Below are 22,166 nucleotides of genomic sequence, written 5' to 3'. Positions count from 1 at the left end.
CTGCACTGAAAAATAAACCGCTAGATAATTAAATAAACGTTTTTCTGTCATCCAAATAGGAGTAATTAAAAGGCAAGACCGCCGAGCCCTGCAGACAGGTGGCGGCCATTGGCCCTCACCTTCATGCAGCCTGCTCAGCCTCGTCACTGAGCAGCCGGCGGCCCCTTCGCGGCGCAGTATCACTGCTGCGTTGCTTGGCTACTACAGAAGGTGACCGAGTATGGATGACCACGGACGCGCCAAATCCACCGCCCCAACCCTGTACGCCCTCGACACCAATGTGCTGATCCACGATCCCAACGCGCTGCTGAATTTTCAGGAGCACCACGTCGCCATCCCGATGACCGTACTGGAGGAGCTGGACAAGCTTAAAACCGGCAAGCAGGGCGTCGCTGCCGAGTGCCGCCAGGCCATTCGCCTGATCGACAAGATCCTCGGCAGTGCCAACCCGGATGAAGTGGAGCACGGCGTCCCTATCCAGCGCGATAAGAGCGGGCCGTGCGGCTTTCTGTCGATTCTAATGAGCAAAAGTGCCGCGCCGATCACCTGGCTGCCCGAAGACCTCAACGACAACAAGATTATCAACCAGCTGGTGGAGCTGAAGTCGCGTCGCCCAGGCCTCAACGTGGTGCTGGTGACCAAAGACATCAACATGCGCCTGAAAGCGCGCGCCTGCGGCATCGACTCAGAGGATTACCACACCGACCAGTTGGTCGACGATATATCGCTGTTGCCCAAGGGTTATCACAACGTCAGTGGCTCCTTTTGGGATCGCGTGGAGAAAGTCGAGACGCGTCAGGGCCACGGCCGCACCTGGCACCAAGTACAGCTCAGCGAAGACATGCCGGCGATGCATCTCAACGAGTTCATCATCGACGAGCAGGGCTTTGTCGGCTGGATCAAAGGCATCAAGCCGGGTGAGTTGCTGATCCTCGACATGCACCAAGAACCGCTGATGCATCAGGAGGCCTGGGGGCTGCGGCCGCGCGATGTGTACCAGTCACTGGCGCTGTTTGCCTTGCTTGATCCGGACATCCATCTGGTCAATCTGACAGGCGCGGCCGGTTCCGGCAAAACCATCCTGGCCTTGGCGGCGGCTATCGAGCAGACCATGGTCAGCAAGCGTTATCGGCGCATTATCGCCACCCGCAGCGTGCAGGGGCTGGATCAGGAAATCGGTTTTCTGCCCGGCACCGAGGCAGAAAAAATGGAACCCTGGCTCGGCGCGATCACCGACAACCTCGAAGCCCTGCATATGGAGGACGAGAACACCCACGGCAGCGTCGACTACATCCTGCAAAAGGTGCCGTTGCAGTTCAAATCCCTCAACTACATCCGCGGGCGCAGCTTCCAGCAAAGCCTGATCCTCATCGACGAATGCCAGAACCTCACCCCGCACCAGATGAAAACCATCATCACCCGTGCCGGCAGCGGCTCTAAAGTGGTGTGCCTGGGCAACCTGGCGCAGATTGATACGCCTTACCTGTCGGCGCCCAGTTCCGGGCTGACTTACCTGACGGAGCGTTTCAAAGACTTCGAGCATGGCGTGCACATCACCCTGCAAGGGGTGCCACGCTCGATCCTCGCCGAGTACGCCGAAACCCATCTGTAACTCACTAGCAGCACTCGCCCTGCACGCCTTATGGCTGCAGGGCTGGTGCTGCTTCCAGTATCTGGCTGAATCCATCGGCATTCACAGGTGCCGTAACCTGACCCCTGGGTTTACAATCGGTGGACACCTGTCTGGAGTCTGCCCGTGTTAACCCATCTCGATTCCCAAGGCCGCGCCAATATGGTCGATGTCAGCGATAAAGCCCTGACCGTCCGTGAGGCCGTGGCCGAAGCCCTGGTGCGCATGCGCCCTGAAACCCTGCAGATGATTAGCCAGGGCGAACACCCCAAGGGTGATGTGTTTGCCGTGGCGCGTATTGCCGGTATTCAGGCGGCTAAGAAAACCAGTGACCTGATCCCGTTGTGCCATCCGCTGATGCTCACCAGCGTCAAGGTCGAGCTACTCGCCGAGGGTATGGATGCCGTGCGCATTACCGCGCGCTGCAAGCTGACCGGGCAAACCGGGGTGGAAATGGAAGCCCTGACCGCCGCCAGCGTTGCCGCGCTGACCATCTACGACATGTGCAAGGCGGTGGATCGCGGCATGGTCATCGAAAACGTGCGCCTGCTGGAGAAAGTCGGCGGCAAGAGTGGCCACTTTGTGGAAGGGGAAGACGCATGATTCGCGTGCAGTATTTCGCCCGCTACCGCGAGACGCTGGGGCTGGACGGTGAGCAGTTGAGTGGTGCATTCGCCAGTCTCGATGAGCTGCGTCAGCATCTGTTAGCCCGTGGTGGCGTATGGGACGTGCTGGCCGAACAGAACCTGATGTGCGCGCGCAATCAGGAACTCTGCAGCCTGGACGAACCGCTACTGGCCGGCGATGAAGTGGCATTCTTCCCCACCGTGACCGGCGGTTAAAGGTGGTTTGTAGGATGGGTTGAGCGCAGCGACAAAACGGCAGGATGCCGTACTGCACCGCTTTAGCTGCCCGCAGGGTGAGGGACATGGATGTCCCTCATGCTACCCATGCCGCCAGTGAATACCGTGGTGGGTAACGCGACGCACGGCTTGCGCGGTAGTTTTGCCAGTTTTGTTTTGCGCCGCTAACTCACCCTACGCCCCTCCCACACGAGAGCATCTACATGAGTATTCGCGTCCAGTCGCAACCCTTTGATCCCGGCCATGAGCTCAATGCCTTGCATGCCGCCAATCTGGGCATCGGCGCGGTGGTCAGCTTTGTCGGCTATGTGCGCGATTTCAATGACGGACGCGAAGTCGCCGGCATGTTTCTCGAACATTTCCCCGGCATGACTGAGAAGGCTCTGGATAAGATCGCCGAGGAAGCCGAGCAGCGCTGGCCGCTGCTCGGCATCGAGGTTATCCACCGTGTTGGCCGTCTGGAGCCGGGCGAGCCGATTGTGTTTGTCGGCACTAGCAGCGCTCACCGTCAGGCGGCATTCGATGCCTGCAACTTTGTCATGGATTACCTGAAAACCCGCGCCCCGTTCTGGAAGAAGGAAGACACCGCCGAAGGCCCGCGCTGGGTCGAAGGACGTTGCTCAGATCAGGACGCGGTTGAGCGCTGGAAACAGCCTTAACGTCCTCACTTTCCGCTGTTGCTGATGACTTGTGGCATTTCTATAGATGCCACGCCAAAGGCCACGCTGCGTTTTATCGCGTTAGTTGTTAGCCGTGCCATGCCGGTTGCTACTGGCCTGGACAATGCGTTGCGCGGGCACGCGCAGCTGGGTCAGCAGGTAGTCAGCGAAGCCCGCAGGGTAGGGCTGCAAGGCAATTGCCTGGGCCATGCAGCTGAGCCAGCTTTGCGCCAGCTGTTCATCGATCGGCCATTGAGCGTGAAAAGCCGGCAGTGCGATGGAGCCATACTTCTCGCTGAACAGCCGGGGGCCGCCAAGCCAACCACTGAGAAAACAGGCCAATTTGTCGCTCGCCAGCTCCAGGCTCTCGCCATGCAGGCTGCGTAGCTGCGCGGCCTCGGGGCGCTCATCCATCAAACGGTAGAAGTCCGTGACCAGGCAGCGTAAGCCCTCAATACCGCCGGCGGCCTGATAGGACTCATCGCCTGTGCCGTAAACCGCTAGCTCTTGCATTGCCTGTGCTCCTTTACAAAGTGAGCAGTGTAACGGCGTCCGCGCATTTTCTGCAGGATGCTACTAGCTTGTCAGCAAGCGCCGGCATGGTGCCGGCGTTGTACTGACTGTTCAGTAAAATTTTCCTGGGTATGTTGGGTTTGCAGAAGCGGATTTTTGCCGGCTCACACATAGCTGAGGGTTATGCATAACATAATAAATATACATTTGATAAATGTCTGGGTGGGGCGGATTCTTGCGTTGCAGCGGTGACCCAATGGTCATCCAGTGCGATGTGAAGCGGGCGTGTGGGTGACAGTCGGCTTTACTACGCAACCTGATTTCACAGCGAAATCTGCTTCCAGAGGAAAATAATATGAATAAGACTCTCCGCTCATTGTTGCTCTGTGCCGGCATCGGCCTCCTGCCCTTGGGTGCCGCCCAGGCCTCCGAAGGCAAGACCCTGCGCATCGCCACTGAAGGTGCGTACCCCCCCTTTAACTACTACACCGCAGACGGCCAGTTGGCTGGCTTCGATGTCGAAATCGGTGAGGCGCTGTGCAAACGCATGCGGGTCAAGTGCAGTTTGGTGGCTCAGGACTGGGACGGCATCATCCCCGCGCTGCTGGGGCGCAAATATGATGTGGTGATCGCTTCCATGTTTATCACTGAGGAGCGCAAGCAGATGGTCGCCTTCAGTGATCCCTATCAGAAGTCGGCGATGACCTTTGTGGTGTCCAAAGACTCCAATCTCAAGGATTTCAGCCCGGCTGCCCTGGCCGGTAAGACCCTCGGCGCTCAGGGTGCCACCACCCAGGCCGACTTTCTGATGGCCATGTACCCCGACTCCGATGTACGCCTGTATCCGACCCAAGATGCGGTGAATCTGGACATGGTGTCCGGGCGTCTGGATGCCCAGGTCGGCGACATGATCCCGATGCTTGACTGGACCCTGAAGTCCGACGACGGCAGTTGCTGTCGCATAGTCGGCGAGCCGGTCAGTGATCCTAAATATGTCGGTGAGGGCGTCGGCATGGCCGTGCGCAAGGAAGACGAGCAGCTGCGTCAGCAACTCAATCAAGCCCTGGCCGCGATCATCGCCGACGGCACCTACAAGGCCATCAACGACAAATTCTTCTCGCTCAACCTGCTGACCTTGGAGCAGTGAGCCAAGCACGAGCCATCTGCTGAACGAGAAGAGGATTAGTTATGGACTGGCTCACTTACCTGAGTTTTGGTGACGCCGGTTGGGGTGACGAGTTGTTGCAGGGCCTTGGGGTAACCCTGGCCCTGGCACTGACTACCCTGCCGGTCGGGCTGCTGCTGGGCTTACTGGTGGCAGCATTGGCAATGTTTGGCGGTCGCCTGGCGCGCAGCCTGGCCTTGGCCTACAGCACCACCCTGCGCGGCCTGCCCGAGTTGCTCACCCTGTTTATCATCTATCACGGCGTCGGTATGGGGCTGAATAGCCTGCTGCGCTGGTACGACCCGCAAGTCGGTTATTTCGAACTGAGCCCCTTCGTTGCAGGGGTCGTGGCTCTGGCCATGGTCTTTGCCGCCTATTCCAGCGAAGTTTGGCGTGGCGCCTGGCAGGCTCTGGACGGCGGTCAGCGCGAGGCGGGCCAGTCCATGGGCCTGCGCCGGCTGACGATCTTCCGGGTGATCGAGCTGCCGCAACTGTTGCGTCTGGCGTTGCCGGGCTTGGGCAACCTGTGGATCAACCTGCTCAAGGACACCGCCCTGGTGTCGGTGATTGCCCTCAGTGACCTGATGCGGGTGGCTAATATTGCCGTGGGCACCACCAAGAAGCCGTTTCTGTTCTTCCTGGTGGTGTGTCTGGCCTATTGGGGCGTGTGCCTGCTCTGCGAGTTCCTGCTGGCACGCATGGAGCGCCGCGCCAACCGTGGCTACCGTAGCGGAGGTGCTGCGGCATGATGGATATCCTTACGCGCTTCTCCACTCAGTTGTTGTCCGGCGCCGGCCTGACCTTGCAGCTTACTGTCATCGCCGCGTTGCTGGCCTGCGCCCTGGCCTTACCTTTGGCCATCGCCCGCTGCAACGAGCACGGGCTGCTGCGCTGGCCGATTCGCCTGTTCGTCTCGTTCTTTCGCGGTACGCCGCTGTTGGCCCAGCTGTTTCTGGTCTATTACGGCTCCGGTCAGTTCCGCGCCGAGCTGAGCGAGCTGGGGCTGTGGTGGTTCTTCCGCGATCCGTACTACTGCGCGCTGCTGACCTTTGTCCTCAACTCCACGGCCTATCAGATCGAGATTCTTCGGGGTGGCCTGCGCGCTGTGCCTTACGGGCAGATTGAGGCAGGTGTGGCCATGGGCCTGTCGCGCTTCAACCAGTACCGCAAGATCATCCTGCCCAATGCCTACCGCATCGCGTTTCCGGCCCTGGGTAACGAGATCATTCTGCTGCTCAAGGGCAGTGCGGTGGTCAGCGTGATCACCCTGTTCGATGTGATGGGGCAGACCCGGCGCATCTTCTCGCAGACCTTCGACCTGTCCGTGTACCTGTGGGCGGCGGTGCTCTACCTGTTGATGACCAGTGTGTTCGTCTGGTTCTGGCGCCGCCTGGAGCTGTGCCTGACCCGTCACCAGCGGGTACGCCAGGCCCCAGCCATTGCTACTGCACCCGCCGCAGAGCGGGTCTCCACCGGAGTCTCGAGATGACCAACGCCGCCCTGCAAGTGGATGGACTGTACAAGAGCTTTGCCGGTATCGAGGTGCTCAAGGGCATCTCGCTGACCGCCGAGAGGCAAGACGTGATCAGCATCATCGGCTCCAGCGGTTCGGGCAAAAGCACCTTGCTGCGCTGCATGAACCTGCTGGAGTTCCCCGACAGCGGGCGCCTGAAAGTGAACGGCGAGGAGCTGGAGCTGACGCCGAACAGCCGTGGCGTGCGCTCGCGGCGCTTTCAGCGGCAGATCGAGCGGGTGCGTTCGCGCCTGGCCATGGTTTTCCAGTCGTTCAATCTGTGGTCGCACATGACCGTGCTGGAGAACGTCATGCTCGGCCCGTGTCTGGTGCTTAAACGCAATCGCATTGACGTAGAGGCCCAGGCGAAGAAGTTGCTGGCCCGGGTCGGCATGCTGGAGAAGTGCCAGATGTACCCCGACTGCCTGTCCGGCGGGCAAAAGCAGCGTGTGGCCATCGCCCGCGCCCTGGCCATGGACCCGGAAGTGATGCTGTTCGATGAGCCGACCTCGGCTCTGGACCCGGAGCTGGTCGGCGAGGTGTTGAAGGTGATCCGCGAGCTGGCCGAGGAGGGCCGCACCATGATTATGGTCACCCACGAGATGCGCTTTGCCCGCGAGGTTTCGTCCAAGTTGGTGTACCTGCACCAGGGCCGTATCGAGGAGCAGGGCTGCCCCGAGCAGCTATTCAATGCCCCGAAGTCGGACAACCTGCGCCGCCTGCTGGCCAGCCAATACTAATTTTAACTGCCTTGTTTGAGTGAGTACTGCCATGAGCGAAGTCGTCTCCCTGCACCCCTGGAAAAGAGCGCAGCACCTTGAGAGTGGCCACAACCAGTTACTGATCGATGGGGTCAACACCCGCGAATTGGTCGAGCGCTATGGTTCGCCACTGTTTGTTTATTCAGAAGCCAAGCTGCGGCATAACGCGCGGGATATTCTCGATAACTTCCGCCGTGTGCACGCCAAGACCCGAGTTTGCTTCGCCAGCAAGGCCTGCGCCAACCTGGCGGTGCTCAAGGTATTCAAGGACTGCGGCCTGGATCTGGAGGTCAACTCTGGCGGCGAGTTCTACAAGGCGCAAATCGCCGGGTTCGCCCCGTTGCAGCTGGTGTTCAACGGTGTTGCCAAGCAGGTGCATGAGCTGCGTGAGGTGATTGCCGCCGGAATCAAGGCGATCAACGTCGATTCGCTGTCGGAGCTGGCGCGTATTCTCACGGTGGCGGCGGAGCTGGGTCAGCAGGCCAGGGTCAGCCTGCGCATCATCCCGGAAATTCAGGGCGGCGCGGCGGCCGGTTGGCAGACCGGCACCTCGACCTCGAAATTCGGCATGACCACCGCCGAGCAGGCCGAGGCCATCGACCTGATTTTGGCGAATCCTGGCGCGCTGAAACTGGTAGGGGTGCATGCGCATATCGGCACCCAGATCACCGATATCAGCGTGTACCAGGCCGAGGCCAACTTCCTCATCGATTATGTGCGGCAGGTCAGCGCACGCCTGCCTTACCCGCTCGAGCACGTGAACCTGGGCGGTGGTTTCCCGAAAAATTACAGCAGCGCGCAGGAGAACTTCGATTCGGTGGCCGCGCATTATTCTGCCAACTACCGCACCGAGATCGACTTCGCCCAGCTCGCCGAGCACCTGATCAAACCCATGGCTCAGGCTCTCGGTGAGCAGATTGAGCTGATCGTCGAACCGGGGCGCAGCATGGTCAGCGACACCGCCATCCTGCTGACCCGCATCGAGGCCCGCAAAGAGCGCCAGGGTCGCCCGGTGTTTTACCTGGATGCCGGCTACAGCGTGCTGTTCGACCTGTACATCGGCTGGTACTTCCACATGCTCAACGCCTCGCGCGCCGATGATCGGGATACCCAGCACTGCCGTATAGCAGGGCCGCTGTGCGACAGCAGCGACACCTACTACGACATTGAGGGCGAGGGTGCCGTGGCCGACCTGATCGCCGAGCAGCCGGCGCTGGCCGAACATCGTGCGGTGCTGGAGAAGGTGCTGGTACATCAGCCCAACCTGCGTGAGTTGCCGGCCGCCACCGAGATGGGCGATGTGATTGCCCTACTGGACGTGGGGGCCTACGCCCTGGAAATGATGAGCCAGTACTGTGGCCGGCAATCGGCTGCCGCAGTGATGGTGGACGTGCAACAGGGCAGCCGGCTGATCCGCCGTCGTGGCGAATACCGCGACCTCCTGGCGCTTGATGTGGACTGAGCGATGACGCGGCCTGGCAGGCTTGCACTCGGAGGCTGGGGCAGTGCACTGTTGCCCCAGAATTGGCCAATATGACGGCCAGCCTGGGAGAGCCACCGATCATGCTGTCGCCCCGCGAGCGCTTGCTGCGCAATCTGGACTGGAACCTGCTGTACACCTTTCTGGTGATAGTCGAGGAAAGCAGCATCACCGGCGCGGCGCGCAAGCTGTCGCTCAGCCAGCCCAGCGTCAGCAATGCACTCAAACGTCTGGAAGAACACCTGGGCATGCGCCTGATTCAGCGCAAGAAGGGCATGTTCTCCCTGACCGAACAGGGCTTGCGGGTTTACGAGTACATTTCCTCGGCCGGCAGCATCATCGACAAGATGGCTGAGCAGTACGCCGGTGCCGCCGGTGCGGTGCTCGGCGAGCTGCATATCCAGGTGGCCAGCCACGTCAGCTGCCAGCCGTTTGACGACAGCCTGGCGCAGTTTCACCAGCTGTATCCCAATGTATTGATCAGCCTCAGCTCCCAGCCCAGCGCCGATATTGTCGACGCCGTGGCGCGGGGCAGCCTGCATATCGGTATCAGCAACAAGAAAACCGCGCAGACTGGCCTGCATTTCGACCTGATTGGCTACGAGCAGATGGCCTTCTACTGCGGCCCGCGCCACCCGCTGTTTGCTCGCGAGGGGCTGACGGCCGAGGATCTGCGTGGTCTGAGCTATGTGTCTTTCGAGAGCGATCAGCCGGGCGAAGGCCTTAGCGCCGTCAGCTCGGTACGCAGCGAACAGCAGTTCTGGGGTCGCCTGGTGGCCGTGTCGCCGAACGAGGAAGAGGTGCGCCGGCTGATTCTCGCCGGCCTCGGCTTTGGCGCCCTGACCGTGGAGGGGGCCAAACCCTATGTGGCGCAGAAGCTGCTGTTCCAGTTGCCGCCCTATGACCAGCTGCCGGTCAACGAAATCTACCTGGTGACTCCGGAAAACCAGCTGCTGACCGATGTCGAGCAGCTGTTTATCGGACTGCTACGCGAGGCCACGGTGACGGCGGTCAGGGCGCGGTATTTCAACGAATAGGACGCTGCCCGCTATTCGGCAGCAGGCGGGCAAAGGTTTGGCGGCGTTGCCGAAGAGACGTTAAGCTCGCTGCTTGAGCCTCAACCGATTGATTTTCCTGATGCCTGATTTGTCCCCTGCGATTGCCTCGCCCGTCAGCAAAGCCTGGTTTGTCTACCTGGTGCGGGCGGCCAATGGTGCGTTGTATTGCGGCATCAGCGACGACCCGCACAAACGCTTTGTCAAGCATCAGAGCGGCAAGGGCGCGCGCTTCTTCTATTCCAGCCCGGCGCAGGCCTTGGTGTATATCGAGGCCTGCGCGGCGAAAGGCGATGCGCTGCGCCGCGAGCGCGCCATCAAGGGTCTGACCAAGACGGCCAAGGAAGCGCTGGTCGCTACCCAGGCTGTTATCGCCGAGGCTGATAACGCGTCATTAGGCTAAGCGGGTAGGCCGATACTCTAGGCAGAGTTAAGCTGCTGGTTTACCCCAAAATCTTGCGGAGCCTGCCATGCATGAGTTGATCCTGCACCATTACCCGACTTCGCCCTTCGCCGAGAAGACGCGCTTGATGCTCGGTTTCAAACAGCTGTCCTGGCGCTCGGTAATGATCCCGCCAATCATGCCCAAACCGGACCTCACCGCGCTGACCGGTGGTTACCGCAAAACTCCGGTGCTGCAGATCGGTGCGGACATCTATTGCGACAGTGCCTTGATCGGCCAGCGTCTGGAAACGGAGAAAAGCACCCCGGCGCTGTTCCCCGAAGGCCAAGCGTTTAATGTCGCCAGTTTCGCCCAGTGGGCCGACTCCCAGGTGTTTCTGCACGCAGTAAGCTTGGTGTTTCAGCCGGAGTCCGTCGCCGCACGCTTCGGTAAGCTGCCGCCCGAGTTCCTCAAGGTATTTATTGCCGACCGTTCGACGCTGTTCAACGGTGGCCTGGCCACGCGAGTGCCGCTGGAGGTGGCCAAGCACCAATGGCCCACAATCATGGCGCGCTTGCAGCAGCAACTTGAGCGCGAGCCGGGGGACTTTCTGTTTGGTGAGGCCTCGTTGGCGGATATCGCCATGGCGCATTCGCTGTGGTTCCTGCGCGGTACGCCGGTAACAGCGCCGCTGGTGGACGGCTATCCGGCCGTCGCCACATGGCTGGCACGGGTGCTGGATTTCGGCCATGGCTCGTTCAGCGAGATGAGCGGCGAAGAGGCGATTAGCATTGCCCGTGATGCCACCCCGGCCGCGCTGCCGGAGGCGGTATTGGTTGATCCAAATGGTTTTGCCGTGGGTCAGCAGGTGGCGATTTCCGCCATCGATTATGGCGTTGATGCGGTCGAGGGTGAGCTGATCTTTAGCGGCACTGAAGAGCTGATCCTGCGCCGCGAAGACCCTCGCGCCGGCACTGTGCATGTGCACTTCCCACGACTGGGCTTTGCTATCAAGGCGCTGTAGGCCAGTAAAGCTCGGTACGCTCTGCTGGCGGAGTGCACCGGGCGTTCAATAAGCGGCGCGCATCGCTTGTGGGTTATAGCCATGAATCAGTGTGCCGTTGATATCGATCAACGGCACACCGCGGCCACCTAGGGATTTAAAGATGGCATTGCCCGCGGCATCCTTTTCGATATCCACCTCGCGATAGCTCACACCATCGGCTGCCAGTTGTTCACGGGTTTTAGCGCAGTAGCCGCACCACTGCGTGGCATACAGCACCACTTCGCTTTGGCGCGAGGCCTGCGTCGGTTGTAGCCAATTATTGAGTGTGTCCCAGTGTTGGTAGAGCGCCAGCGCACTCAGCAGCAAGATGACTTTCTTCATAGGGCGATTCCTTGCCTCGTTATTTTGATAGGGCAGTGTGCAAGGTTAACAGTGTGTTTGCAGCGCACCAATGCCCTTGCAGGCAGGCGTGCCGGCAGCGGCGCAGATGAGTTGTAGCGCGGATTTAGTGGCGGGATGGGGCGTCTTCCAAAGATTTCTGGCGCAGCCTGGGCAACTTTTTTGCCAGTTCGCGAAAGTAGAGGATGCGCTCATAGCACAGCGTTAGCTCGCCGCTGTTGCGGTTATACCAAGCGTCGGCTTCGCCGCACGAAGTGACAATCAGTTTTAGGTCGCGCGGCAGGGCGAATGTGCTACTGGTTCGTTCGGCAATGGCTTCCAGCTCGCCTGAAGCGCGAACTTTTTCGAGCAGCTCAGTGGCACCTTCAAGGTGATGGGGCGGCGGCTGATATTCCACCCGCAGCCGATGACCTTCAGGTTGGTTGCGCTTACGTGTGAAGTGCTGACGAATCCAATTCACTGCATATTCGACCTGCTGGTATTCCTCCGGGCAGTAGAACGCGCGCTCATCTGGCAGGCCGGTCATCTGGATGATCCACTCCAGGTTCTTGGGGTCGCTGCCATAGGCCAGGCAAGCCAAGTTGAAAAAGCGCTGAGCATCAAGGGCATGGCTATCCCATACATGGATTTCAGGCGCGTCGGGCGTTTGCCGCTGCCATTCCAATCGCCAATAGTCCGCCACATCAAGCAGCTTGGCATAGAAGTTGGCGTCGCTCTGGCGTTCATGCAGGAGGAACAGTCCCATAAACCCAAGCTGATCGGCGGCATCTTCTTCGCGGCCGAGCACTGGCAGCTTGAGCTCGCTGATCAGCAGATGCCCCATTTCGTGCATCAGGGTGAACTCGGCGTTAGCCGTGACAAAGCGCACTTCATCGGGGTGCAGGGCTTGCTCCGGCAGGGCGGCGTGGACCATGCCGCTCAAACTCAAAAGTAGAGCGGAAAGGGTGAGCTTCATGTTGCCTCAAGGTCGCTAAGGCTGAACGGCGCCGGGGTGTCTGGCCAGTCCAGCTGCAGGCGTTCTAATTCGCGGGCCAGCAAGCTGGCCACCAGCCAATCGCGTAACCAGCGATGATCGGCCGGAATCACGTACCAGGGTGCAGCGTTGCTGTGGCTTGCGCTCAGTTGCTCGGCCCAGCGTTGTTGGCGTAGGTCGAATTCACGGTAGGACTGCAGGTCGCTGCTGTGCAGCTTCCAGCGTTTATGGGGGCTTTCCAACCGTTCTTGCAGGCGGTTTTTTTGTTCGCCTTTTGACAGGTGCAAAAAGCATTTCAACGGCTGAATTTGCTGAGTGGTTAGCTGCGCTTCGAAGGCCTCAATGGCCTGTCGGCGAGCCGGCAGTTCGCTGAGGTTGCACAGACCATCCAACGGGTCGCTGATCAGCCCTTCGTAATAGCTGCGGTTGAATACGCCGAGCAGGCCTGGTCCTGGCAAGCGCCGCTGGTAGCGCCAGAGGAAATCGTGACGTTGTTCACAGGCATCGGGCTTTTGAAAGCCTTGGATGCGCACGCCCTGAGGGTCGAAGCTGTTGATCACCCGGCGGATCACACCGTCCTTACCGGAGCAGTCGGTGCCCTGCAGAATCAATAGCAGGGCGTTCTGGCGATTGGCCCAGAGCATGCGCTGCTGTTTATTTAGCCAGGGACGCAGTACCGCCAAGGCGTGCTTGGCTTGCTGTTTGTCCAAGCCGAAGTCGCCAGCCGGATTGTGCGCGAAGGGCGCTGCCGGGTTGCATAAGCAAGCATCCAGCAGCGTATCTGGCAGGCGCGCCATGCTTAGTTTTTGCGGCGCTTGAGTTGGTCGGTGAGCTGCGTCGGCAAGTTGCGGATGACCAGGGTGTCAGTGCTTTCGTCGTACTCGACCTTCGAGCCCAGCAGATGCGCCTCAAAGCTGATCGATAAGCCTTCGGCGCGGCCGGTAAAGCGCTGGAATTGATTGAGCGTGCGTTTGTCCGCCGGTATTTCCGGCGAAAGGCCGTAATCCTTGTTACGGATATGGTCGTAAAACGCCTTGGGCCGTTCTTCATCGATTAGCCCGGATAATTCAGTCAGGGTCATTGGCTCGCCCAGCTTGGCTTGGCTGCTGGCGTAGCCGACCAGGGTCTTGGTCTTTTCGCGGGCCTTATCCTCTGGCAGGTCTTCGCTTTCAACGAAGTCGCTGAAGGCTTTCAGCAGGGTGCGGGTCTCACCCGGGCCGTCGACGCCTTCCTGGCAGCCGATAAAGTCGCGGAAGTACTCTGAGACTTTCTTGCCGTTCTTACCCTTGATAAAGGAGATGTACTGCTTGGAGTTGGCGTTGTTTTGCCATTCGGAGATGTTGATCCGCGCCGCCAGGTGCAACTGGCTCAGGTCCAGGTGCTTGGCGGCGGTCACGTCCAGCGCATCGTTCACCGCCACGCCTTCGCTATGGTGCAGCAGGGCGATAGCCAGGTAGTCGGTCATGCCTTGCTGGTAATGAGCAAACAACACGTGGCCGCCGGTGGACAGGTTGGATTCCTCCATCAGCTTCTGCAGCTGTTCAACGGCCTGGCGGCTGAATGCGGCGAAGTCCTGGCCTTCACTCAGATAATTTTTCAGCCAACCGCTGAACGGGTAAGCGCCGGACTCCTCATGAAAGAAGCCCCAAGCCTTGCCCTGCTTGGCGTTATAGCTCTCGTTGAGGTCTGCGAGCATGTTTTCGATAGCCTGGGACACGCCCAGTTCAGTATCGCGGGCATGCAGCACGGCGGGCGTGCCATCAGGCTTCTTGTCGATCAGGTGGACGATGCAGTGGCGGATCGGCATAGCGGCCTCGTGGTGCGTAAACGGAAAGTGCGCATGTTACCCGACCTGCGCGTCGCCAGTCGTGCGCCGCTGGTAGGAGGTCAAGCGTTCGATCATGTAGCGCAGGTGCATGTGCAGCTCATACAGCTCATTTGAGTAGGACAGCGGCACTTCCACCTGCGCCAGTTCGTCTTCGAGTTTTTCCAGACGCTCGATTTCTGCGCCGATGTTGCTGCTCAGCTTGCCTTTGTAGAGCTGCTGGTCGATCTCGCGCAGGTGCTTGTACCAGCGGTAAATACGCGCACGGATGCGCCACTGGTAAATCGGCCCGATGGCCTTGAACAGTGGAAACAGCAGCACCAGCAGCGGGATGGCGAGGATGATGTAGCGGTCGGCCAGCGAGGCGATGCGGAACGGCAGGTAGCGCTGCAGGATCGGCAGGCCTTTGTCGTAGTAGTACTCGGCCTGATCGAGAATGGGCAGCGACAACGGTGGGCGAGCCGGGTAACTGCCGGCCGGGTCGAGCAGGCTGCCGTTCTTCAGCACGGTCTTAGCCGCTTCAAGGATCAACGGGGTCAGCGAGGGGTGAAAGTCCTCGCCGGCGGCCAAGGTAGCGACCGGACCGAGGGTGGTGATATTCGTGCTCGGCACGTTATGGGCTAGGTCGAGCATGCCTTCGCCAACCTGCAGACGGCTCAGATAAGGCAGACGGGCCAGGTAGGCATCAATGCGGCGCAAGCCGACCAGGCGGATCTTGGGCTCAGCAGCGAGGCGCTGAAGCAGCATATTTTCCGCCGGGCCGATAAAAAAGGCGGCGTCCAGCGTGCCCGCGATCAACTCATCGGCGGCGCGGCGTCCCCCCAGTGCTTGCCACTGCTGCGGATAGCCCTCGGGCTCTATACGGTTGGCACTCAGCAGCGCGGCGGTTACTGCTTGGGTGCCGCTGCCTTGCGAGCCAATGGCCAGACGCAGATTCATCAGGTCACCCAAGTGCACGAACGACACGTTTTCGCCAACGAACAACCACAGCGGCTCGCGGTACATCACGCCGAGTCCGGAGATTTTTTCGCGTTGCTCATCCCCCAAGGTCAGCTCCTGGCCGCTCTGTACCAGGGCCAGTTCGACCTCGCCAGCGGTGAGCTTGCTTAGGTTGTCCTGCGAGCCTGCACTCGGCACCAGCTCCAGGGTAAAACCGTGTTGCGCCAGCTCAGTTTGCAGGCGCACGCCGAAGGCATGGTAACCCCCGTTTTCACTGCCGGTGGCCAGGTGCGCGTGCATCGGCGGTGGCGGCGCCGCGAAGTAAAATAGCGCACCCACCAGGCCGGCGAGTACTGGCACGATCCACAGGTTGGTGAGGATGAGGATTTTCAGGTCATGGAGAATGCGGCGCATGGTCAGTCCTTGTCAGTACCTAGCTGGGCTGAGGGTAGCTGGAATGACTGACCCAGTTAAAGGTTACCGGTGCTTTTAGTGTGGCCCGGCAGCCAGGCGCATGCTGCGTTGCTCATTGAGGTGGTCGAGCAGTGCGAGCACGGCCAGCAAGGCCAGGGCATAGCCTGCATCCATCTCCAGCATCAGCAGCACCAAGGCGCACAGCAGTGCGCTGAATGCTGCCAGCCAGCGCCAAATACCGCGCAGCAACACCCAGCCAGCGGCCATGCTAAGCAGGTAGACCAGCACGAAGTTGCCGTTGGCATAGCGGATCAGGTCGTCCACCGTGAGGTTGAGCACGCTGGCCAAAACGGCGCATAACGCACAGGCCAACACCACTAGTAGCAGGGCGCGCGCAGGCACGCCATGGTGGTTGCGCTGGGCCAGGCTATTAGGCAGTTTGCCCTCGTCAGCCAGGCTCCAGATCAGCCGGGCAAAGCCCTGCATGTAGACATTCATCGAGGCGAAGCAGGCCAGGTAGCCGACCGTGGCTGCCAGCCAGCGGGCCTTCTCGCCCAGCAGTAGATCGAGCAAGCGTGGCAGCGAAGCGGCGTCGGTCTGCACATCACCGTAAGCATGGAAGCTCAGCACCGCCACCGAGCAGGCCCAGTACACCAGCCCCGCCAGCAGCACCCCAAACAGCAAGGCCAGCGGGAAGTCGCGCTCGGGGTTCTTGAACTCTTCGCCCATGTGGGTGAAGGCCTCAATGCCGACAAAACACCAGAACATCACGCCCAGCGCCGCCGGCAGTAAATGCCAGGAACCGCTGATGGGTGGCAGCAGTGGTTGGCTGCTGGTGGGCAAGTCACCGACCCACCAAATCAACGCGATGGTGCTGATAACCCCTACTGCGATAGCGCCTTGAAGCAAGCCGGAGGCCTTGGCCGGGCGTTGGCCGAGTACCAGGATAGCGGCCAACGTGGCGAGTTGGATGATCAAGGCTTGGTTTTGACTAAGGTCGAACAGCGCCTGCCAGAAACCGCTGGCGATATTCAGTGCAGCCGGTAAACCCACCGGCAGTACAGCGAGAAACAGCAGCGCGCTGAGGCGCTCCATGCGCGGACCAAACGCCCTACCAATCAGGTGCGGCGCGCCGCCGGCATGGGGGAAGCGACGGCCCAGTTGAGCAAAGGTAAAGGCCACCGGTAACACCAGGGCGATGAGGATCATCCAGGCCCATAGTGACGCCTCACCGGCAACTGTCGCCGCCAGGGCCGGAATTACGAAAATCCCGGTGCCGAGCAGTGATGTACTCAGCAGGCCAATCCCTTGTAGCAGGCCTATTTCCTGGTTCAGACGACTCATGTTGTATGCTCTGCGGTTTCGTTCGCCATGTTAATGCGCCCACCTGATTCAGGCAGCTGGCGAAGCGTCGGTTTTGCCCGGCGAAGTGGCGGCATTTTCCAGCACATTGCTTTTGAGAGCACCCCGTGGACAAGTTTGACCAGCAGATACTCGCCTTGCTGCGCGCCGATGCGCGCTTACCCGTCAGCCAGATCGCCCGCGAGGTCAGCCTGTCGCGCTCGGCGGTTAGCGAGCGAATACGCCAGTTAGAGCACAGCGGCATCATCAGCGGTTACCACGCTCATGTTGCGGTGCCAGGTGAGGCGGCGATCAAGGTCTATCTGGAACTGTTCTATAGCGGCGGGCGCTGCGAGCACTATGTCGAACTGATGCGCGTATTTCCTGAGGTGCGCCGCTGCAGCGGCATCAGTGGTGAGACCGATATGCTGGTGTACATCGAAGCGGCCTCGATGCTGCGCTTCAGCGAGGTGCGTGGCGAGATCGAAAACTTCCCCGGTATGCAGAAAGTGAAGACTCATATGATGGTTAAGGATTGGACCTTTTGACTCAGCCCATACGCATTCTGCACACCTCAGACTGGCACCTCGGCCAGCACTTTATGGGCAAGACTCGCCAGGCCGAACACCAGGCCTTCTGTGCCTGGTTGATTGAGCAGGTGCAAACTCATGCGGTGGATGCGCTGCTGATCGCCGGCGATATCTTCGACACCGGCGCGCCGCCCAGTTATGCCCGTGAGCAGTACAACCGTTTTATCGTTGAGCTGCGCGCCACCGGCTGCGAGCTGGTGGTGCTCGGCGGTAATCATGACTCGGTGGCCATGCTCGGCGAGAGTAAAACCCTGCTGGCGCAACTCGGTACGCGGGTGATTCCCGGCGTCTGTGAGCCGATTGATGAGCAGTTGCTGGCCCTGCATCGGCGCGACGGTTCAGTCGGTGCGTTGCTCTGCGGTATTCCCTTTATCCGTCCGCGCGATGTGTTGCTTAGCCAGGCCGGCCAGAGCGCCCAGGATAAACAGCAGTCCTTACAGCAGGCGATCCAGCAGCACTATCAACGCCTCTATGCCCTGGCTGAAACCCGGCGCGCAGAACTGGGCGGCGACCTGCCGATTATTGCCACCGGTCACCTGACCACCGTCGGCGCCAGCGCCAGTGATTCGGTGCGCGAGATTTATGTCGGTAGCCTGGAGGCTTTTCCCACCAGCGCCTTCCCGCCGGCTGCTTATATCGCGCTGGGGCATATTCACCGCCCGCAGAAGGTCGGCGGCCTGGAACATATCCGCTACTGCGGCTCGCCGATTGCCCTGAGTTTCGATGAGGCCAAGCAGCAAAAGGAAGTGCTGCTGGTAGAGCTGGATAGTAGCGGCCTGCGGCAGATTACAGCCTTGCCGGTGCCGCGCTTTCAGCCACTGCTGTCGCTGCGCGGCTCGCTCAAGGAGCTTGAAGTAGCCATCCAAGAAGCGGCCAAGCAGGGCAGTGCCGAGCAGCCGGTGTGGCTGGAAGTGCTGGTCGGCACCGACGACTACCTGAGTGATCTGCAGCTGCGCATCGCCGCGCTGTGCGAGGGCCTGCCGGTGGAGGTGCTGCGTATCCGCCGTGAGCGCGGCACTGCCAGCGCTAGCCTGCAAGGCCGAGCCAAAGAGACCCTGGACGAGTTGAGTGTTGAAGAGGTGTTCGCCCAACGTTTGAGTAGCGAAACCCTGGCTGACGATGAGCAAAAGCCCCTGCTGCAACTGTATCAACAAGTGGTGAGCGAGCTGCGCGAGGGCGACTTATGAAGATCCTTAGCTTGCGTCTGAAAAACCTTAATTCGCTGAAGGGCGAATGGAAGATTGATTTCACCGCCGAGCCGTTCAAAGACAACGGCTTGTTCGCCATTACTGGGCCGACCGGCGCCGGCAAGACCACGCTGCTGGATGCCATCTGCCTGGCGCTGTATCACCGCACCCCGCGCATGAGCACGGTGTCGGCCAGTGCCAACGAGCTGATGACCCGGCATACGGCGGATTGTTTGGCCGAGGTCGAGTTCGAGGTCAAGGGCGTTGCGTATCGCGCCTTCTGGAGCCAACGCCGCGCCCGCGATAAAGCCGATGGTGCGTTGCAAGCGCCTAAGGTCGAATTAGCGGCGGCTGACGGGCAGATCATCACCGACAAAATCAATGAAAAGCTGCGCGAAATCGAACGCCTCACTGGACTGGATTTCGAGCGCTTTACCAAGTCCATGTTGCTCGCTCAGGGTGGCTTTGCCGCGTTCCTTGAGGCTAACGCCAACCAGCGCGCCGAACTGCTGGAAGAACTGACCGGCACCGACATCTATGGGCAGATCTCCCAGCGGGTGTTCGAGCAGACCCGCGAGGTAAAAGTTAACCTCGACCAACTGCGTGCCCGCGCCGAGGGGGTTGAGCTGCTGAGCACCGAGCAGCGCAATCAGCTGGTTGCAGAGGTCGAGCAGCTGACCGCCGATGAGCAACGCTTGGCGCTTGAGCATGAGCGCGTGCAGGCCCAGCAGCAGTGGCGTAAGGCTATAACCGTCGCCCAGGCACAATTGCAGCAGGCGCATCAGCAGCTTGGTGAGGCCCAGCGGGCTCAGCAACAGGCGCAGCCGCAGTTGCAGCAATTGGCCGCCAGTGAGCCCGCCACCCAGCTACTCCCGCTGTACCGCGAGCTGCAACGGCACAATCGCCAGCTGCACGACAGTCAGGCGCAGGCGCAAGACCTGCAGGCTCAGCATGCGCAGGCGCTGCAGCAGATCAGCCAATACGCCTGGCAAGGCCAGCAATACAGCCAGCAGGCGTTACAGGCCGAACAACAGGCGTTGAAGCTGGTGCAGCAGCGCGTTGAGGAAACCGTCCAGCAGCTGGCGCAGCAACCCCAACGTGCGCAGCTCGGTGCCAACCTGCCCCTGTGGCAGGAACAGTTCGACGCGTTGCAGCAGGGTGAACAGGAGCAGGCGGCCGAGCGCGCCGCGCAGGCAAAAAACTGCCAGGCATTGAATGAGCTGACCGCCGAGTTGGCGCAGCAGCAGGTCGCTTTGAAAGCCGCCGAGACGGGTTATGAGCAAGCCGAGCAAGCGGTATGTCTCGCCCAGCAACAACTCGACGAGGTGCTGGGCGGGCAGGATGATGCCGCGCTGCGTGAGCAATCGCAGCAATTGACTGAGCGCGGGCGGCAGCTTGAGCAACTGCAAAACATCGAGGCACAACGCCAGCGCGATCGGGCGCAACAGGCGCAGAGCCAGCTGCAGTTGACTGAACAGCAGCTCAAACTGAACGAGTTAAACCGCCAGCGTGAGGTGTTGCGCAGCCAGTTCGTCGACCTCAAGCAGCAGATTGCCGATAAACAAAAGTTGCTAGAGCAGGAGCAACGCATCCAACAGCTGGAGCAGCATCGCGCCGCGCTGCAAGCTGATGAGGCGTGCCCCTTGTGTGGTTCGCGTGAGCATCCGGCGATTGCCGAGTATCAGGCCCTCGATCCCTCGCAAACCGTTCAAGCCTTAAAGGCCAAGCAGCAGGAACAGGATGCGGTGCGGGCGCAGGGCGAGGCATTAAATAAGCAGCTGGGTGTGGTCGAGGCGCAGGTGGTGCACAGCCAGGCTCAGCTCGTGGCTGCCGAGCAGGGTGTGGCTGAGTGCAGCCAGCGTTGGCAGCAGGCATGTCAGCAGCTGGGTATGACCTTAGTAGATGGCGCCGCGCTGCTGACGGCGCAGCAACAGCATGAGCAGCAGCAAGCGGCGCAACAGGCGCGGTTGAGCCAGATCGACCAGCTTAAACAGGCCCTGCAACGCTTCGCCGATGCGCGCTTGCAGGCTGAACGTGAACTGAGTCGCTGTCGTGCCCAGTTGGAGGCCCAGCTTACCCAGCAAAGCAACCTGCAACAGCGCGGGCTCGATAGTGAGGCGCACCTGCAACAGCTGGGGCGCAAACAGGCAGAACGTCAGGTGCGTTTAAGCAGCAGTGTGCAAGCACTCGGTTATGCCTGGCCTGAAGCTCCAGCGATTTGGTTTCAGGAGCAACAGCAGGCCTGGCAGCAGTGGCAGGCTGAGCAGGCACTGAGCCAGCGCTTGGCCAGCCAGCAGCAAACCCACGAGCGTGCTGTGCAAGTGGCTCAGGAGCAGGCGCAGGTATGGCAGCAGCGTTGGCTCGAACAAGCTGCGCCGGCGCCGGCGCTGCCGCTGCTTACTGCGGCTGCAGAGCCTCAGGAGCAGCTGCGCAGTTTGCAAAGCAGCTGGCCGGCAGCCCAGCAACAACGTGATCAACTCCAGGGCCAGTTGCACACCGTGCAGGTGCGTAGCGAGGCTGAACAAGCTGAGCAGCGTGCTCAGCATGAAGCTTGGCTAGTGGCCCTTGCGGCGAGCCCGTTTGCCGATGAGGCGCAGTTCCTTGCGGCCGTGCTGGAGGAGCCGCAGCGCCTGAGCCTGCGCGAGCTGCAACAACGCTTGGGTCATGCTATTGCAGCGGCGCAAGCCCTGGAAGCCGATGCCAGTCAGCGCTTGGCCGAAGTCCAGGCCGACAAGCCTGCTGGACTATTGGCTGAAACCCTTGATGAAGAGTTATTGAACCTTAACCAGCAGTTGGTGGCGCAGCTCAAAGGTTTAAGTCAGCGCCAAGGCGAAATCCGTGCCCAGTTGCACGGTGATGATGCGCGCAGGCAGGGCCAGCAAAGCGTATTCGCTGCAATTAGCAAAAAGCAGAGCGAATACGACCTCTGGCAGCAACTCAATAGCCTGATCGGCTCAGCCGATGGCGCCAAGTACCGCAAGTTCGCCCAAGGGTTAACGCTGGATCATCTGGTCTACTTGGCCAACCAGCAGCTCGAACGCTTGCACGGCCGCTACCAGTTGGCGCGCCGCAGCAGCGGCGAGTTGGAGCTGGAGGTGATCGACACCTGGCAAGCGGATGCGGCGCGTGACACCAAGACCCTGTCTGGCGGTGAGAGCTTCTTGGTCAGTCTGGCGCTGGCCTTGGCGCTGTCGGATTTGGTCAGTCACAAAACCAGTATCGACTCGCTGTTTCTTGATGAAGGCTTCGGTACCCTCGACGGCGAAACCCTGGAAGTGGCCCTGGATGCCCTGGATAACCTCAACGCCAGCGGCAAGATGATTGGCGTAATCAGCCACGTTGAGGCGCTTAAGGAACGTATTCCGGTGCAGTTGAAAGTGCATAAGGGTGTCGGCATGGGCTACAGCGGGTTGGATCGGTGCTTTGCCTGTTAGACGCAAGCGCCCATAGCTAGGCTCAGTGAGCTGCTGA

General features: G+C 60.5%; 22 protein-coding genes. 15 read left to right on the top strand and 7 right to left on the bottom strand.

Going from position 1 to position 22,166, the window contains the following annotated elements:
* The first annotated feature begins 220 nt into the window (after positions 1–220).
* The 4 genes from BMZ32_RS03210 to moaE all read left to right on the top strand — a co-directional run bounded on the left by BMZ32_RS03210 (position 221) and on the right by moaE (position 3,152).
* Positions 221–1,612, top strand: a complete 1,392-nt coding sequence (locus tag BMZ32_RS03210; RefSeq protein ID WP_090239496.1) for a PhoH family protein — start codon at positions 221–223, stop codon at positions 1,610–1,612.
* A 144-nt stretch (positions 1,613–1,756) separates the two neighbouring features.
* Positions 1,757–2,233 (top strand): cyclic pyranopterin monophosphate synthase MoaC, encoded by a 477-nt coding sequence (moaC, locus tag BMZ32_RS03205; protein WP_090239493.1) that lies wholly within the window; start codon positions 1,757–1,759, stop codon positions 2,231–2,233.
* Positions 2,230–2,472: a MoaD/ThiS family protein gene (locus tag BMZ32_RS03200; RefSeq protein ID WP_090239490.1), complete on the top strand. Its 243-nt coding sequence runs from the start codon at positions 2,230–2,232 to the stop codon at positions 2,470–2,472. The genes moaC and BMZ32_RS03200 overlap by 4 nt, the downstream gene beginning before the upstream one ends.
* A gap of 224 nt (positions 2,473–2,696) precedes the next feature.
* Entirely contained in the window at positions 2,697–3,152 is a 456-nt protein-coding gene (gene moaE, locus BMZ32_RS03195; RefSeq protein WP_090239488.1) for a molybdopterin synthase catalytic subunit MoaE, read from the top strand.
* Positions 3,153–3,233: 81 nt separating this feature from the next.
* Here moaE and BMZ32_RS03190 read toward each other — a convergent pair whose 3' ends face one another.
* Positions 3,234–3,665, bottom strand: a complete 432-nt coding sequence (locus tag BMZ32_RS03190; protein WP_090239485.1) for a group II truncated hemoglobin — start codon at positions 3,663–3,665, stop codon at positions 3,234–3,236.
* Positions 3,666–4,020: 355 nt separating this feature from the next.
* Here BMZ32_RS03190 and BMZ32_RS03185 point away from each other — a divergent pair, with 355 nt between their 5' ends.
* The 8 genes from BMZ32_RS03185 (at position 4,021) to BMZ32_RS03150 (ending at position 11,045) form a co-directional block, all read left to right on the top strand.
* The gene (locus BMZ32_RS03185) at positions 4,021–4,812 is read left to right on the top strand and encodes an ABC transporter substrate-binding protein (RefSeq protein ID WP_090239483.1); all 792 of its coding nucleotides are present in this window, start codon (positions 4,021–4,023) and stop codon (positions 4,810–4,812) included.
* 41 nt (positions 4,813–4,853) lie between these two features.
* Positions 4,854–5,579 carry an ABC transporter permease gene (locus BMZ32_RS03180; RefSeq protein WP_090239480.1) on the top strand — a complete coding sequence of 242 codons (726 nt, stop codon included), beginning with the start codon at positions 4,854–4,856 and terminating at the stop codon, positions 5,577–5,579.
* Positions 5,576–6,319 (top strand): ABC transporter permease, encoded by a 744-nt coding sequence (locus BMZ32_RS03175; RefSeq protein WP_090239477.1) that lies wholly within the window; start codon positions 5,576–5,578, stop codon positions 6,317–6,319. The genes BMZ32_RS03180 and BMZ32_RS03175 overlap by 4 nt, the downstream gene beginning before the upstream one ends.
* The gene (locus BMZ32_RS03170) at positions 6,316–7,083 is read left to right on the top strand and encodes an ATP-binding cassette domain-containing protein (protein WP_090239475.1); all 768 of its coding nucleotides are present in this window, start codon (positions 6,316–6,318) and stop codon (positions 7,081–7,083) included. The genes BMZ32_RS03175 and BMZ32_RS03170 overlap by 4 nt, the downstream gene beginning before the upstream one ends.
* A 31-nt stretch (positions 7,084–7,114) precedes the next feature.
* Positions 7,115–8,566, top strand: coding sequence for a diaminopimelate decarboxylase (gene lysA, locus BMZ32_RS03165; RefSeq protein WP_090239472.1), 1,452 nt, complete (start codon positions 7,115–7,117; stop codon positions 8,564–8,566).
* A 71-nt stretch (positions 8,567–8,637) separates the two neighbouring features.
* Positions 8,638–9,621 carry a LysR family transcriptional regulator gene (locus BMZ32_RS03160; RefSeq protein ID WP_208598677.1) on the top strand — a complete coding sequence of 328 codons (984 nt, stop codon included), beginning with the start codon at positions 8,638–8,640 and terminating at the stop codon, positions 9,619–9,621.
* Positions 9,622–9,721: 100 nt separating this feature from the next.
* Positions 9,722–10,042 (top strand): GIY-YIG nuclease family protein, encoded by a 321-nt coding sequence (locus tag BMZ32_RS03155; RefSeq protein WP_208598676.1) that lies wholly within the window; start codon positions 9,722–9,724, stop codon positions 10,040–10,042.
* A 67-nt stretch (positions 10,043–10,109) separates the two neighbouring features.
* Complete coding sequence (locus tag BMZ32_RS03150) at positions 10,110–11,045, top strand: glutathione S-transferase family protein (protein ID WP_090239469.1); 936 nt, start codon at positions 10,110–10,112, stop codon at positions 11,043–11,045.
* Positions 11,046–11,090: 45 nt separating this feature from the next.
* On the opposite strand, the gene BMZ32_RS03145 is transcribed toward BMZ32_RS03150, so the two are convergent.
* The 6 genes from BMZ32_RS03145 to yjeH all read right to left on the bottom strand — a co-directional run bounded on the left by BMZ32_RS03145 (position 11,091) and on the right by yjeH (position 16,921).
* The gene (locus BMZ32_RS03145; protein ID WP_090239466.1) at positions 11,091–11,408 is read right to left on the bottom strand and encodes a glutaredoxin family protein; all 318 of its coding nucleotides are present in this window, start codon (positions 11,406–11,408) and stop codon (positions 11,091–11,093) included.
* Positions 11,409–11,532: 124 nt separating this feature from the next.
* Positions 11,533–12,339, bottom strand: a complete 807-nt coding sequence (locus BMZ32_RS03140) for a DUF4344 domain-containing metallopeptidase (RefSeq protein WP_244153938.1) — start codon at positions 12,337–12,339, stop codon at positions 11,533–11,535.
* Between the two features lie 38 nt (positions 12,340–12,377).
* On the bottom strand, positions 12,378–13,196 hold the full coding sequence (locus BMZ32_RS03135; RefSeq protein WP_090239460.1) for a polyphosphate kinase 2 family protein: 819 nt from the start codon (positions 13,194–13,196) through the stop codon (positions 12,378–12,380).
* A 2-nt stretch (positions 13,197–13,198) separates the two neighbouring features.
* Positions 13,199–14,206: a nucleoid-associated protein YejK gene (gene yejK / locus BMZ32_RS03130; RefSeq protein ID WP_090239459.1), complete on the bottom strand. Its 1,008-nt coding sequence runs from the start codon at positions 14,204–14,206 to the stop codon at positions 13,199–13,201.
* Positions 14,207–14,242: 36 nt separating this feature from the next.
* Positions 14,243–15,577 carry a TAXI family TRAP transporter solute-binding subunit gene (locus BMZ32_RS03125; RefSeq protein ID WP_090239457.1) on the bottom strand — a complete coding sequence of 445 codons (1,335 nt, stop codon included), beginning with the start codon at positions 15,575–15,577 and terminating at the stop codon, positions 14,243–14,245.
* 75 nt (positions 15,578–15,652) lie between these two features.
* The gene (gene yjeH / locus BMZ32_RS03120) at positions 15,653–16,921 is read right to left on the bottom strand and encodes an L-methionine/branched-chain amino acid transporter (RefSeq protein WP_090239456.1); all 1,269 of its coding nucleotides are present in this window, start codon (positions 16,919–16,921) and stop codon (positions 15,653–15,655) included.
* Positions 16,922–17,046: 125 nt separating this feature from the next.
* On the opposite strand from yjeH, the gene BMZ32_RS03115 reads away from it, so the two are divergent.
* From BMZ32_RS03115 to BMZ32_RS03105, 3 genes are read left to right on the top strand one after another with little or no spacing between them, the layout of a single operon-like run.
* Positions 17,047–17,466, top strand: a complete 420-nt coding sequence (locus BMZ32_RS03115) for an Lrp/AsnC family transcriptional regulator (protein ID WP_090239454.1) — start codon at positions 17,047–17,049, stop codon at positions 17,464–17,466.
* Positions 17,467–17,474: 8 nt separating this feature from the next.
* Positions 17,475–18,695 carry an exonuclease subunit SbcD gene (gene sbcD, locus BMZ32_RS03110; protein ID WP_090241523.1) on the top strand — a complete coding sequence of 407 codons (1,221 nt, stop codon included), beginning with the start codon at positions 17,475–17,477 and terminating at the stop codon, positions 18,693–18,695.
* Positions 18,692–22,129 (top strand): AAA family ATPase, encoded by a 3,438-nt coding sequence (locus BMZ32_RS03105; protein ID WP_090239453.1) that lies wholly within the window; start codon positions 18,692–18,694, stop codon positions 22,127–22,129. The genes sbcD and BMZ32_RS03105 overlap by 4 nt, the downstream gene beginning before the upstream one ends.
* The last annotated feature ends 37 nt before the right edge of the window (positions 22,130–22,166 follow it).

Source organism: Pseudomonas guineae (assembly GCF_900113745.1).
In the GTDB taxonomy this organism is placed as follows: Bacteria; Pseudomonadota; Gammaproteobacteria; order Pseudomonadales; family Pseudomonadaceae; genus Aquipseudomonas; species Aquipseudomonas guineae.
This window is presented reverse-complemented; position numbering and strand designations above follow the sequence as displayed.

Excerpts from the sequence above, each read along its gene's own strand:
- BMZ32_RS03210 (WP_090239496.1), top strand. The coding sequence starts at position 221 with ATGGATGACCACGGACGCGCCAAATCCACCGCCCCAACCCTGTACGCC.
- BMZ32_RS03200 (WP_090239490.1), top strand. The coding sequence starts at position 2,230 with ATGATTCGCGTGCAGTATTTCGCCCGCTACCGCGAGACGCTGGGGCTG.
- moaE (WP_090239488.1), top strand. The coding sequence starts at position 2,697 with ATGAGTATTCGCGTCCAGTCGCAACCCTTTGATCCCGGCCATGAGCTC.
- BMZ32_RS03190 (WP_090239485.1), bottom strand. The coding sequence starts at position 3,665 with ATGCAAGAGCTAGCGGTTTACGGCACAGGCGATGAGTCCTATCAGGCC.
- BMZ32_RS03185 (WP_090239483.1), top strand. The coding sequence starts at position 4,021 with ATGAATAAGACTCTCCGCTCATTGTTGCTCTGTGCCGGCATCGGCCTC.
- BMZ32_RS03180 (WP_090239480.1), top strand. The coding sequence starts at position 4,854 with ATGGACTGGCTCACTTACCTGAGTTTTGGTGACGCCGGTTGGGGTGAC.
- BMZ32_RS03175 (WP_090239477.1), top strand. The coding sequence starts at position 5,576 with ATGATGGATATCCTTACGCGCTTCTCCACTCAGTTGTTGTCCGGCGCC.
- BMZ32_RS03170 (WP_090239475.1), top strand. The coding sequence starts at position 6,316 with ATGACCAACGCCGCCCTGCAAGTGGATGGACTGTACAAGAGCTTTGCC.
- lysA (WP_090239472.1), top strand. The coding sequence starts at position 7,115 with ATGAGCGAAGTCGTCTCCCTGCACCCCTGGAAAAGAGCGCAGCACCTT.
- BMZ32_RS03160 (WP_208598677.1), top strand. The coding sequence starts at position 8,638 with ATGACGGCCAGCCTGGGAGAGCCACCGATCATGCTGTCGCCCCGCGAG.
- BMZ32_RS03155 (WP_208598676.1), top strand. The coding sequence starts at position 9,722 with ATGCCTGATTTGTCCCCTGCGATTGCCTCGCCCGTCAGCAAAGCCTGG.
- BMZ32_RS03150 (WP_090239469.1), top strand. The coding sequence starts at position 10,110 with ATGCATGAGTTGATCCTGCACCATTACCCGACTTCGCCCTTCGCCGAG.
- BMZ32_RS03145 (WP_090239466.1), bottom strand. The coding sequence starts at position 11,408 with ATGAAGAAAGTCATCTTGCTGCTGAGTGCGCTGGCGCTCTACCAACAC.
- BMZ32_RS03140 (WP_244153938.1), bottom strand. The coding sequence starts at position 12,339 with ATGGTCCACGCCGCCCTGCCGGAGCAAGCCCTGCACCCCGATGAAGTG.
- BMZ32_RS03135 (WP_090239460.1), bottom strand. The coding sequence starts at position 13,196 with ATGGCGCGCCTGCCAGATACGCTGCTGGATGCTTGCTTATGCAACCCG.
- yejK (WP_090239459.1), bottom strand. The coding sequence starts at position 14,206 with ATGCCGATCCGCCACTGCATCGTCCACCTGATCGACAAGAAGCCTGAT.
- BMZ32_RS03125 (WP_090239457.1), bottom strand. The coding sequence starts at position 15,577 with ATGCGCCGCATTCTCCATGACCTGAAAATCCTCATCCTCACCAACCTG.
- yjeH (WP_090239456.1), bottom strand. The coding sequence starts at position 16,921 with ATGAGTCGTCTGAACCAGGAAATAGGCCTGCTACAAGGGATTGGCCTG.
- BMZ32_RS03105 (WP_090239453.1), top strand. The coding sequence starts at position 18,692 with ATGAAGATCCTTAGCTTGCGTCTGAAAAACCTTAATTCGCTGAAGGGC.